The following is a 12,322-nucleotide window of genomic DNA, read 5'->3' as shown; positions in this document are numbered from 1 at the left end:
GGTGTGCGCCGCGGGCCTCATTGCCCACAGCGCTTACGGCTCATGCCCCGTGGTCAAGTAATCGAAACCGTCCAGTAACGACTACTTATGCAAGGCCCTGTATAGCCATCATCCGGCCGTGACCGGCGGGCCGTCAACCTATCGCCGTGCCGAAGATGCTGCCCAGGAGATACGTCACACCCGCCGCGGCACCACCGAGGGCCAACTGCCGCAATCCGCTGAACCACCACGACCGCGCCGTCACCTTGGCCACCACGGCACCGCAGGCGAAGAGCCCGATGAGCGCCAGGATCACGGCCGGCCACAGCGCGCTGGCGCCGAGCAGATAGGGCAGGACGGGGATCAGCGCGCCGAGCGCGAACGACCCGAAGGAGGAGACGGCGGCCACGGTCGGCGACGGCAGATCGCCCGGGTCGATGCCGAGCTCCTCGCGGGCGTGGATCTCCAGGGCCTGCTCGGGGTCCTTGGACAGCTGCCGGGCGACCTCGCGGGCCAGCCCGGGCTCGACGCCGCGGGACGCGTACAGCTCGGCGAGCTCGCGCTCCTCGTCGGCCGGGTGCTTCCTCAACTCCCGGCGCTCGACGTCCAGTTCGGCCTCGACCAGCTCGCGCTGGGAGGCGACGGAGGTGTACTCGCCCGCGGCCATGGAGAAGGCGCCCGCGGCCAGCCCCGACAGACCGGTGATGATCACGGTCTGCTGCGAGACGGCACCGCCCGCGACACCGGCCATGAGGGCGAAGTTGGAGACGAGTCCGTCCATGGCCCCGAACACCGCCGGGCGCAGCCAGCCCCCGTTGACGTCGCGGTGGGTGTGGTTGTCCCGGTGCGCGTCGTGGAGTGTCGCCTCGGTCTCGATGATGGCCATGCCGGTGATCCCCGTCCCCTGTGCGGTGTCGCTTCCTACGCCCTCGAAATTACGCGCGGAAAATCACCGCCGCTAGCAAGGAAGGCCGTACTTACCTGCGGTTTTGCGCCCTGCGCAACGACCACGGCGGAGGCTGACCTGGACCTTCCCGAACTCACCCGTGAGATGGATCACGCGATCGGTCCGTTGACGACCTGGGAAACATGGCTGCAACATCCGTAAACGTTTCCAGTTCCGGGAAACGTTTACAGAAAGCGGACCTTCACGGATGCATGGGGGTAAAAGGATGGGCGCGGGTCAGCCGACGATCTTCTCCATCGCCGAGCGCGCGGGGGTCTCGATCGCCTCGGTCTCGCGGGTGCTGAACGGCGTGGGGGCCCGCCGCGACACCGTCGAGCGGGTCGAGCGCGCCGCCGCCGAGCTGGGCTACGTGCCGAACGCGGTGGCCCGCTCCCTCAAGGGCGGCCGCACCCGCCAGCTCACCTTCGCGATGCCCGACATCGGCAACCCGGTGTACGTGGCGATGGTCCGCGCCATCCAGGCCGTCACGAAGGCCGCCGGCTACCGGCTGCTGCTGCACTCCACCGACGCCGTCGTCGAGGACGAGCTGGCCGTGCTGCGCAGCCTCGGCGACCGCACCAGCGACGGCCTGATCATCTGCCCCATCCGCATCACCGACGCCCACGTCGAGGCGCTGCGCACCGCGGCGGGCCCGGTCGTGGTCATAGGTTCGCTGCCCGACGGAGTCCCGGTGGACAGCGTGCGTGCCGACTCGGTCGCGGGTGCCGCGCTCGCCGTACGCCACTTGCACGAGACCGGGCGCCGCCGGATCGCCTTCGTCAACGGCCCCTCCGACACGGTCCCCGGCGGCAACCGCGACGCGGGCTACCGGGCCGCCCTCGACGACTGCGGCCTCGTATACGACCCGGACCTCGTCGTGCACACCGACTTCGGCATCGAGTCGGGGGCCGAGGCCACCGACCGGCTCCTGGCCGCCCGGCCCGACGCCGTCTTCTGCGCCAACGACCAGCTGGCGCTCGGCGCCGCCCGCGCCCTGCACGCCCGCGGCCTGCGGATACCCGAGGACGTCGCCGTCGCGGGAATGGACGACAGCGTGCTCGCGCAGGCCGGCTGGCCCCCACTGACCAGCGTCGACCTCGGCTCCACCGAGCGCGGCCGGCGCGCCGCCGACCTCCTGCTCCGGCGTCTGGACACGCCGGAGGCCGCCACGCCCAGCAGCACCACCGCCCCTCCCCGCCTCGTCGTCCGCGCCTCCACCGGCCCGGCGGCGACCGACAGTTGAGAGTCACGAGGTTCGCACCATGAGTCTCACCGCCTCCCGGGACAGAGCCGTCCCGGGCGACCGCGGCACACCGCCGCCCCGTACACCGGGACAGCGCAAGCGCGCGCTGGGCCTGGACCGGGGCGCGTGGTTCCTGCTGCTGCCCGCCCTGATCCCGATCCTGGTCCTCAGCGTGGGTCCGCTCCTGTACGGAGTCGCGCTGGCGTTCACGGACTCGCAGGCGGGCCGCACGTCACCCACGCAGTTCGTCGGCGCGGACAACTTCCTGGACCTGCGCCACGACTCGCTGTTCTGGGAGTCGTTCCGGATCGGGCTCGTCTGGGCGGTGTGCGTGACGGCGCTGCAGTTCGTGCTCGCGCTCGGCCTCGCCCTGCTGCTCAACGAGAACCTGCGCTTCCGCTGGCTGGCCCGCACCCTCGCCCTCGTCCCGTGGGCGATGCCCGAGGTCGTCGTCGGCATCATGTGGCGGCTCGTCTACCACTCGGACGCGGGCATCCTGAACAAGACGCTGACCCAGCTCGGTGTCCTCCACGAGAACGTCGACTGGCTCGCGGACCTGTCCTACGCGCTGCCCGCGGTCATCGTCGTCGGCGTCTGGGCGGGCATGCCGCAGACCACGGTGGTGCTGCTGGCCGGGCTGCAGAACGTGCCGCACGAGCTGCGCGAGGCCGCCCAGCTGGACGGCGCGGGACTGTGGCGGCGCTTCACGACGGTCACCTGGCCGGCGCTGAAGCCGGTGGTCCTGGCCGTCACCGCGCTCAACTTCATCTGGAACTTCAATTCCTTCGGCCTGGTCTACGTCCTCACGCAGGGCGGCCCCGGCGGCCAGACCCGGCTCCCGATGCTCTTCGCGTACGAAGAGGCCTTCAAGTACGGACAGTTCGGGTACGCCGCCGCGATGGGTCTCGTCATGGTCGCGGTGATCGCGGTCCTGCTGACGCTGTTCCTGCGCAACAAGCTCAAGGAGGACGCCGCATGAGCGCGAGCACCGCACTCCCCCGCGCCGCGGGCCGGGCGGGCCAGTACCTGGCGCTCCTGGGCTACCTGGTCTTCCTGGCCTTCCCGCTCCTGTGGCTGGTCTCGACGTCGTTCAAGTCCCCGCAGGAGCTCGGCTCGATCGATCCGACGTGGCTGCCCCGGCACCCGAGCCTGGACAACTACCGGGCGGCCTTCGACGCGCAGCCCCTGCTCCACTCGGCGCTCAACAGCCTGGTCGTCGCGGTCAGCGCCTCGGTGATCTCGGTGGCGATCGCGGTCCCCGCGGCGTACGTGATGGTCCGCTACCGGTCGCGGGTCAGCCAGGCGGGCACGGTCTGGATCCTGGTCAGCCAGATGTTCCCGTTCGTCCTGGTGATCATCCCGCTGTTCCTGGTCCTGAAGAACCTGCACATGATCGACAGCCTGCTCGGCCTGATCATCGTGTACGTCGTCTGGAACCTGCCCTTCTCCCTCTGGATGCTCCAGGGCTACGTCAAGTCGGTGCCGCGCTCCCTGGAGGAGGCCGCGGCGATGGACGGCGCGGGCCGGCTGCGCACGCTCACCAGCGTGGTGCTGCCGCTCCTCGCGCCCGGCCTGGTGGCGACCCTGATGTTCAGCTTCGTGACGGCCTGGAACGAGTTCTTCTTCGCCCTCGTCCTCCTCAAGTCCCCGGAGAACCAGACGATGTCGGTCATCCTCACCCGCTTCCTCGGCGCCGAGGGCGTCGCCGACCTGGGCCCGCTCGCGGCCGCCTCGGTCCTCGCCACGATCCCCAGCCTCGTCTTCTTCGCGCTGCTCCAGCGCCGGCTGGTGGGCGGCATGCTCAGCGGGGCGGTGAAGGGCTGATGCGCACCCGCCGAATCGTCGCGAGCGCCGCCGCGGCACTCTCCCTCGCCCTCGTCGCGGGCTGCGGCGGCCCGGACTCCGACGCCGCCGACGGCACGGTCACCCTCGAATTCCTCAGCCTCGCCTGGCAGAAGGAGTCCGTCGACGCCAACAAGGCGCTGGTGAAGCAGTGGAACGACACCCATCCCCACGTGAAGGTCAAGTACGTGCAGGGGAGCTGGGACAACATCCACGACCAGCTCCTCACCTCCTTCGAGGGCGGTGAGGCGCCGGACATCTTCCACGACGACGCCTCCGACCTCACGGACTTCGCCAACGGCGGCTACCTCGCCGACCTCTCCCCGTACCTGCCCGCGTCCCTGAAGGCGGACATCCCGAAGGCGTCGTGGGACACCACGGCGTACGAGGGGAAGACGTACGGCGTCCCCTTCCTCCAGGAGCCGCGGGTCCTCATCGCCGACACCAAGCTGCTCGACGCGGCCGGCGTCCGCATCCCGACGGCCGGACACCCGTGGTCCTGGGACGAGTTCGAGCGCGTCAGCAAGAAGCTGACGCGGGACAAGGACAAGGACGGCAGGACCGATCAGTACGGCGTCGCCTGGTCGATGAAGGAACCGGTGAGCCAGTCGGTGAACCTGTCCCTGTCGACCGGCGGCCGGATCTTCTACAAGGACGCCGACGGCAAGAACGACATCCGGTACGGCGCCGCGGACTCCGCGGTGGCGCAGCTCATCAACCGGCAGGTCAACAAGGACCGCACCGCCCCCAAGTCCGGCCTGGGCATGTCGGGGTCGGACACCCTGCCCGGCTTCTTCGCGGGCCGCTACGCCATGCTGCCGCTCAACTTCTCCTACCGCCAGCAGGTGCGGCAGCAGGCACCCAAGGGCTTCGAGTGGTCGGTCCTGCCGATGCCGTCGGGCGCCGGCGGATCGGCGCAGGGCACCGCCCCGCAGACCCTCTCGGTGTCCCAGGACAGCCGGCACAAGCAGCAGGCGGCCGACTTCGTCGCGTTCCTCACCCAGGCCGAGCACCAGGTGCAACTGGCGCGCGGCGACTGGCTGTTGCCCACCAGCACCAAAGCCCTGAAGGACCCGTCCCTCACCACGGACACGTACGGCTGGAAGACCGGCGCCGACATAGCGGCGGCGCTGCGCCCGTCCCCCGTGCTCGGGGTGCGCGGCTACGCGGAGTGGAAGGACAAGATCGCCACTCCGGCCTACCAGGAGTACTACAACGGCGCGTTCGGCGTCACCGAACTCCGCAAGCGGCTCGCGGGCGACGGCAACCGCATCCTCGACCGCTACCAGCGCTGAACCGGGCGCGAGCCCCAAGCACAACCCCAGAAAAGAGCACGAGCACACCATGAGCGTCAGCGTCGACCCGGATCCTCCCGCGGACGGCACCGCGGGCCCCCGCAGACTCCGCACGGTCCCGTGCCCCCAGCCGCCGGGCGCGATCTCCCTGCGGGACCGCGCCCGCGGCGCGCTCCTCGGACTCGCCGTCGGCGACGCGCTCGGCGCGCCCGCCGAGAACATGAAGCCGTCCCAGATCCGTGAACGGTGGGGCCGCATCGAGGGGTTCGTCTCCGCCGACCCGGCCGGCACGGACGACACCGAGTACGCGATCTTCTCCGGCCTGCTGCTCGCGGAGCACGGCGCCGCCCTGACGGTCGAGCACGTCGAGTCGGCCTGGCACACCTGGATCGCCGACCGCGACGAGGGCCCGTTCAAGGGCGCCGGCTTCAGTGAACGCGGCACCCTGGAGAACCTCCGCCGCGGCCTCGCCGCCCCCATCTCCGCCCAGCACCGCCACGCCTGGAGCGACGGACTCGCCATGCGCGCGGCGCCCTTCGGGGTCCACGCGGCCGGACGCCCCGCCGAGGCGGCCCGGCTCGTCGCGATCGACGGCACCGTGTCGCACGACGGCGAGGGCATCCACGGCGGCCGGGCGGTGGCCGCGGGAGTGGCGGCCGCGATGGTCAGCCACAACCCGGACGCGGTCGTCCAGGCCGCGCTGTCCGTGGTGCCCGACGACTCCTGGACGGCGCGCTCCCTGCACCGCGCGGTGTCGGCGGCCCGGCTCGCCCGCCGCGACCCCGACGGCACCCAGCTCTCGATGGAGCGCGCGGTCCGCAAGGCGGTCGTGATCGGCGGCTACCCGTGGACGGACCTGGCGCCCGAGGCGGTCGGCCTGGCGTTCGGCGCGTTCGCGGTGGCCCGCGGCGACTTCCGCGAATCGGTCCTCACCGCGGTCAACATGGGCCGCGACGCGGACACGACGGCGGCGGTCGCGGGCGCCCTGGCGGGAGCGCTGTGCGGCGAGACGGCGATCCCCGGGGCCTGGGCCTCGGCGATCGGCCCGGTCAGGGGCAGCTGCCTCCCCTCCATGGCGGGCCGCCACGTCCTGGACGTGGCGGACTGCCTGACACCTCCACCGCCGGACCGAACGGGAGCGGTCGCATGAGCGAGATCCAAGCCCCTCCGGCGATGGAGGAGCGGGGCCCGGGGCAGAGCCCCGCGACCGCAACACCATCCGCCGCAACGGCAACGGCACCCCCCACCCGCATCGAGGGCCTCCTCCTGGGAATCGCCGCGGGAGACGCGGCCGGCTGGCCGTCGGGACGACACCGCGCGGCCCGCCTCCCCGACTGGACCCGTCGCCTCACCCGCGAACTGGACACGTTCGCCGAGCAGAACGCGACGACCACCCTCCCCGTCCCGATCGCCCTGAACCAGCCGCCGGAGCCGCTGCGCCTCGGCCCGTCCGACGACGCCGAGTGGGCCGCGTTCACCGCGCACGCCGTGCTCGACGCCTACGCCGACGGCCTCGGCGACCTCCCCCCTGACCAGCGCGTCCGCTCGGCCCTCGCACTCGCCTGGAACACCCTGGCCGACGAGATCGCCGCGGCCGCGGCCCGCGCCGACGAGATCGAGTCCGCCCAGATCCCGCTGCGCGCCCGGATCTCCGTACGCGCGGGCCTCGGCAACCTCGCGGCGGGCCTGCGCCCGCCCGCGACCGGCCACGACAACCCGCACTACTTCGACGACGCCGCCTGCGTACGGGCCGCCGTGCTCGCGGTCGTCCACCCCGGACAGCCCGAACTCGCCGCGGAACTGGCCGAGTTCGACGCCCGCTACACCCAGGACGGCGACGGTGTGCACGGCGCGCGGGCGATGGCGGCGGCGGTCGCCGCGGCGCTCGGCGGGGCTCCGGTCGACGCGTGCGTGGACGCGGCGCTCGCCCAGCTCCCGCCCGGCACGGAGATCCACCGCAACGCGCACCGCGCGGTGGAGCTCGGCCGCACCACGGCCGCGGCCCGCCCCGGCCTGCCGGGCAACGCGTTCGCCCTCGTGCCCGTCCTGGAGCACGAGATCGTCGACCACGTCTACAGCTACGGCATCGCGGCGGCGGAGACCGTGCCCGTGGCGCTCGCCGTGGCGACGGCCGCCGCGGGCGCCGTCACCGAGGCGGTGCCCACCGCGGCCTGCCTCTCCCGCGTCGCGGACAGCGCCCCCGCCCTGGCCGGCGCGCTGACCGGCGCGCTCGGCGGCGCGGAGGCCCTCCCGCAGACCTGGCGGGACGCCTGCCGGACCCTCGCGGGCTGCGCCCTGCCGCGGCTGGCCGGCACCGACCTCACCGAGCTGGCCGACCGGCTCGCCCGCACCACCTCGAACTCCCCCGCCCCGGAAGGAACTTCGGCATGAGCACCGTTTCACTGGAAGACCGCACCACCGGCGCCCTGGTCGGCGCGGCCGTGGGCGACGCGCTGGGCGGACCGGTCGAGGGCTGGACGCCGGAGGCCATCGCGGAGCGGCACGGCGGCCGGGTCCGCGGCATCGTGGAGCCGTTCTACAAGGACGACTGGAAGACGGCCCGCCCGATCGCGCCGTACCACAAGGGCGACGGGCACGTCACCGACGACACCCTCATGACGCACGCGCTGGTCCGCGTCTACGAGAAGGTCCGCGACCACCTCGACGCGTACTCCGTCGCCGACCACCTGGTCCCCGACCTGATCACGACCCCACGCTGGATCCCGGAGCTGGAGGCGGAGGCCCTGCCCCTGCAGCGGATCTTCCTCGCCGAGAAGTGGATCGTCGCCCGGATCCACTACGGGCACGTCGATCCGCGCGAGGCGGGCGTCGGCAACATCGTCAACTGCGGTGCGGCGATGTACATGGCGCCGGTCGGCGCGGTCAACGCGGGCAACCCGCTCAAGGCGTACGAAGAGGCCCTGGACGTGGCCGGCGCGCACCAGAGCTCGTACGGCCGGGAGGCCGCAGGAGTGTTCGCGGCGGCGGTCGCGGCGGCGTACAAGCCGGGTGCCACGCCCGAGTCGGTCGTCGACGACGTGCTGGAGCTGGCCAAGGACGGCACGAAGGCGGCGATCGAGGCGGTCTGCGAAGTGGCCGCCCGTTACGACGACTTCGAGGACGCCCTCAAGCCGCTGCGCGAGGCGGTGGCCCCCTTCGACACGGTCGGCCCGGAGTACCGCAAGCCGTCGCTGGGCGCCCGCCGCCCCTCGCGGCTGCACTCCATCGAGGAGCTCCCGGTCGCCCTCGGCATGCTGCTCGTGGGCCGCGGCGACTTCCGGCACACGGTGCTCGGCTCGGTCAACTACGGCCGCGACTGCGACTCGATCGCCACGATGAGCGGCGCGATCGTGGGAGCGCTGTACGGGGAGGGCGCGGTGCCCAAGGAGTGGAGCGCCGAGATCGCTCGGGCCAGCAAGCTGGATCTGCACGGCCCCGCGACGTCGCTCGCGCAGGTCACGCGCGAGGTGTACGGCCGCGATCTGGAGCGCCGGCGTGCCCACGAGACCGCGTTCGCGTCGGTCGCGGGGCTGTGATGCTGCGTCTGACCTGGGTCCAGGCCGAGGACCTGATCGGCCACGAGCTGCGGCAGGCGGCCCAGGACGGCCGCGACGCGGCGGCGGTCGGTGCGGTCGAGCGGCGCTGGGTGACCGCGGGCGGCCATCTGGCGCCGGACCGGGCCGGGGCGTCGGCGACACCGGCGACGCCCGAACTGCGGGCGCTGGCCGGGGAGTTGCTGGACGAGCTGGCGGCGCTGCCGTCCCCGCTCGCCGCCGACGAGCCCACCGGTCTGGCCGCGATCAGGGCGACCTGGCCGCAGCACGCCACCACGCCGCGCCCCGCCGCGTACGACGCCCTGCACGCGGCGTGGCTGGGCCGGGCCGCCGGCTGCCTCCTCGGCAAGCCGGTCGAGAAGCTGCCCCTCGCCGGCATCCGCGCCCTCGCCCGGTCGACCGGCAACTGGCCGCTCGACGGCTGGTTCACGGAGGTCGGCCTCGACCCGGAACTCGCCGCCGCCTACCCGTGGAACCGGCGCAGCGCACCCACCTCGCTCGCCGAGAACATCGACGGGATGCCGGAGGACGACGACCTCAACTACCCGCTGCTCGCCCTGCTGCTGCTCCAGCGGTACGGCCCCGGCTTCACCACCGAGGACGTGGCGCGGCTCTGGCTCGACGAGCTGCCCGCCGGCCGCACCTTCACCGCCGAGCGGGTCGCGTACCGCAATCTGCTCGACGGCCTGGAGCCGCCCGCGGCGGCCGTGCACCGCAACCCGTTCCGGGAGTGGATCGGCGCGCAGATCCGCGCCGATGTGTTCGGCTGGACCAACCCGGGCGACCCGGCGCGCGCCGCGGAGCAGGCCCACCACGACGCCGTGCTCACCCACACCGCCAACGGCGTGTACGGGGAGATGTTCACGGCCGCCGCCGTCGCGGCCGCCGCCTCCGGCACGGTGGACGTGCACGGTGCGATCGAGGCGGGCCTGACCGTCGTACCGCCCGGCTCGCGCTATGCCAGGGCCGTCGGGCTCGGCGTCGAACTGGCCCGTGCGCACGAGGACTTCGACACTGTCGTCGACGCCCTGCACGCCGAGTACGCCGACCACCACTGGGTGCACGTGCTGCCCAACGCGGCGCTGCTGGCCGCCGCCCTCACCCACGCCGACGGCGACTTCTCCGGCTCCGTCTGCCGGGCGGTGAGCGGCGGCTGGGACACCGACTCCAACGGGGCGACGGCGGGCTCGATCGCCGGTCTGCTCGCCGGACACCCGGACGCGCTGGGCGAGCGGTGGACGGCTCCGCTGAAGAACCGGCTCGCCACGACCGTGGCCGGCTTCGACGGCATCGGCTTCGACGAACTGGCCCGGCTCACCCTGGAGGCCCGCACATGACGACCCCTCAATCAAGCCCACCGCAGGGCCCTCTGACCGGGCTGCGCGTCCTCGACCTGGCCACCCTCTTCGCGGGCCCGCTCTGCGCCACGATGCTCGGTGACTTCGGCGCCGAGGTCGTCAAGGTCGAGCACCCGCGCAGGCCCGACCCGTCCCGCGGCCACGGCCCGTCGAAGGACGGCGTCGGCCTGTGGTGGAAGACGCTCGGCCGCAACAAGAAGAACCTCACGCTCGACCTCTCCTCCCCCGGCGGCCGTGACGTCCTGCTCAAGCTGGTGGCGGACGCGGACGTCGTCATCGAGAACTTCCGCCCCGGCACCCTGGAGAAGTGGGGCCTCGGCTGGGACGAGCTGAGCGCCGCCAACCCCCGGCTCGTGCTGGCCCGGATCACCGGGTTCGGCCAGTTCGGCCCGTACGCGCACCGCCCCGGGTTCGGCACGCTCGCCGAGGCGATGAGCGGGTTCGCCGCGATCACCGGCCAGCCCGACGGGCCGCCGACGCTGCCGCCGTTCGGACTGGCCGACTCCATCGCGGCCCTGGCCACGTCGTACGCGGTGATGGCGGCCCTGCGCGGCCGGGACACGACGGGCCGCGGCCAGGTCGTCGACATGGCGATCATCGAGCCGATGCTCGCGATCCTCGGCCCGCAGGCCACCTGGTACGACCAGCTCGGCTACGTCCAGCCGCGCACCGGCAACCGCTCCACGAACAACGCGCCCCGCAACACGTACCGCACCGCCGACGGCAAGTGGGTCGCCGTCTCCACCTCGGCCCAGTCGATCGCGGAGCGGGTGATGCACCTGGTGGGGCGCCCCGAGTTCATCGCCGAGGAGTGGTTCGCGACGGGCTCGGGCCGGGCCGGTCACGCGGACGAGCTGGACGAGGCGGTCGGCAGCTGGATCGCGGCCCACACCCGGGACGAGGTGGTGACGGCCTTCGAGCAGGCGGAGGCGGCCATCGCCCCGGTCTACGACATCCGGGACGTGCTGCGCGACGAGCAGTACCGGGCCCTGGACTCGGTCACCGAGGTCCCCGACCCCGACTTCGGCACGGTAAAGATGCAGAACGTGCTCTTCCGCCTCTCCGAGACCCCGGGCGCCATCGCCTGGACCGGCCGCCCGCACGGCGCCGACACCGACGAGATCCTCCACGGCCTGGGTCTGTCGGAGGCGGACATCGCCTCGCTGAGGGAGGCTGGTGCGGTATGAGCACCTTGGACGCTGTGCGGGTCACCTGGCTGTACGTGCCCGGGGACCGCCCCGACGTGGTCGCCAAGGCCCTGGGCTCGGGCGCCGACGTGGTGCTGGTCGACCTGGAGGACGCGGTCGCCCCCGACCGCAAGGCGTACGCGCTCGACGCGACGGCCGAACTGCTCGCCGACCGGCACGGAGTGCCGGTGCACGTCCGGGTGAACGCGCTCGACGGCCCCCTCGCCGAGCACGAGGTACGCCGCCTCGCCCCGCTCCCGGGCCTCGACGCGCTGCGCCTGCCCAAGGTCCACGACCCGGCCGACCTGGCCAGGGTCGCCGACTGGGCCGTCGAAGTGCCGCCCCTGTACGCCCTGCTGGAGTCGGCCCTCGGCGTCGAGCAGGCCTATGCGATCGCCTCCCACCCGTCCGTGCACGGCATCGCGCTCGGCGAGGCGGACCTCCGGGCCGATCTCGGCATCGCGGACGCGGCGGGCCTCGCCTGGGTGCGCGGCCGCGCGGTGGTCGCCGCCCGTGCGGCCCGGCTGCCTCCGCCGCCGCAGTCCGTCTACCCGGACGTCCGCGACACGGCGGGCCTGGCCCGCTCCTGCGCCGAGGGCCGCGCCCTGGGCTTCCTGGGCCGCACGGCGATCCACCCGCGCCAGCTCCCGGTGATCGAGGAGGCGTTCCGCCCGACGGCGGCCGAGATCACGGCGGCCGAGGAGATCGTCGCCGCGGCGTCCACCGACGCGGGTGCGCTGGCGCTGTCGGACGGCCGCTTCGTGGACGCGGCCGTGGTCGCGGGCGCCGAGCGGACGCTGGCGCTGGCGTCCAGGCCGGGTGGGCCGACCAGGGGCGCGGGGAACTGCGCGACCAGTCACGACGGACTCGCGGTCGGCTGACGGCCCCGAGCGGCACCTCCTGACCGCCGGACGAAAC

Annotated in this window: 11 protein-coding genes; 10 read left to right on the top strand and 1 reads right to left on the bottom strand. The window is 73.1% G+C overall.

The genetic code is table 11. The features are described 5' to 3' along the window. Window positions 1-133 precede the first annotated feature (133 nt). Entirely contained in the window at window positions 134-865 is a 732-nt protein-coding gene (locus M4J07_RS01840) for a VIT1/CCC1 transporter family protein (protein ID WP_255966331.1), read from the bottom strand. Window positions 866-1,151: 286 nt separating this feature from the next. Here M4J07_RS01840 and M4J07_RS01835 point away from each other — a divergent pair, with 286 nt between their 5' ends. The 10 genes from M4J07_RS01835 to M4J07_RS01790 are packed head-to-tail and all read left to right on the top strand — an operon-like array spanning window position 1,152 to window position 12,285. Further along, window positions 1,152-2,168, top strand: a complete 1,017-nt coding sequence (locus tag M4J07_RS01835; RefSeq protein WP_255966329.1) for a LacI family DNA-binding transcriptional regulator — start codon at window positions 1,152-1,154, stop codon at window positions 2,166-2,168. A 19-nt stretch (window positions 2,169-2,187) separates the two neighbouring features. Continuing rightward, complete coding sequence (locus M4J07_RS01830) at window positions 2,188-3,147, top strand: carbohydrate ABC transporter permease (protein ID WP_255966319.1); 960 nt, start codon at window positions 2,188-2,190, stop codon at window positions 3,145-3,147. Beyond that, on the top strand, window positions 3,144-3,992 hold the full coding sequence (locus M4J07_RS01825; RefSeq protein ID WP_255966316.1) for a carbohydrate ABC transporter permease: 849 nt from the start codon (window positions 3,144-3,146) through the stop codon (window positions 3,990-3,992). Before M4J07_RS01830 ends, M4J07_RS01825 begins: the two co-directional genes overlap by 4 nt. Then, window positions 3,992-5,305 carry an ABC transporter substrate-binding protein gene (locus tag M4J07_RS01820; RefSeq protein WP_255966314.1) on the top strand — a complete coding sequence of 438 codons (1,314 nt, stop codon included), beginning with the start codon at window positions 3,992-3,994 and terminating at the stop codon, window positions 5,303-5,305. The genes M4J07_RS01825 and M4J07_RS01820 overlap by 1 nt, the downstream gene beginning before the upstream one ends. Window positions 5,306-5,354: 49 nt before the next feature. Next, window positions 5,355-6,455: an ADP-ribosylglycohydrolase family protein gene (locus M4J07_RS01815; RefSeq protein ID WP_255966312.1), complete on the top strand. Its 1,101-nt coding sequence runs from the start codon at window positions 5,355-5,357 to the stop codon at window positions 6,453-6,455. After that, window positions 6,452-7,696, top strand: coding sequence for an ADP-ribosylglycohydrolase family protein (locus M4J07_RS01810; RefSeq protein WP_255966310.1), 1,245 nt, complete (start codon window positions 6,452-6,454; stop codon window positions 7,694-7,696). The genes M4J07_RS01815 and M4J07_RS01810 overlap by 4 nt, the downstream gene beginning before the upstream one ends. Next, window positions 7,693-8,841, top strand: a complete 1,149-nt coding sequence (locus M4J07_RS01805) for an ADP-ribosylglycohydrolase family protein (protein WP_255966308.1) — start codon at window positions 7,693-7,695, stop codon at window positions 8,839-8,841. The genes M4J07_RS01810 and M4J07_RS01805 overlap by 4 nt, the downstream gene beginning before the upstream one ends. After that, on the top strand, window positions 8,838-10,196 hold the full coding sequence (locus tag M4J07_RS01800) for an ADP-ribosylglycohydrolase family protein (RefSeq protein ID WP_374214977.1): 1,359 nt from the start codon (window positions 8,838-8,840) through the stop codon (window positions 10,194-10,196). The genes M4J07_RS01805 and M4J07_RS01800 overlap by 4 nt, the downstream gene beginning before the upstream one ends. Further along, entirely contained in the window at window positions 10,193-11,404 is a 1,212-nt protein-coding gene (locus M4J07_RS01795) for a CaiB/BaiF CoA transferase family protein (RefSeq protein WP_255966304.1), read from the top strand. The genes M4J07_RS01800 and M4J07_RS01795 overlap by 4 nt, the downstream gene beginning before the upstream one ends. Next, window positions 11,401-12,285, top strand: coding sequence for an HpcH/HpaI aldolase/citrate lyase family protein (locus M4J07_RS01790; protein WP_255966302.1), 885 nt, complete (start codon window positions 11,401-11,403; stop codon window positions 12,283-12,285). The genes M4J07_RS01795 and M4J07_RS01790 overlap by 4 nt, the downstream gene beginning before the upstream one ends. The last annotated feature ends 37 nt before the right edge of the window (window positions 12,286-12,322 follow it).

The organism is Streptomyces longispororuber (assembly GCF_024448165.1).
In the GTDB taxonomy this organism is placed as follows: Bacteria; Actinomycetota; Actinomycetes; order Streptomycetales; family Streptomycetaceae; genus Streptomyces; species Streptomyces longispororuber_A.
This window is presented reverse-complemented; position numbering and strand designations above follow the sequence as displayed.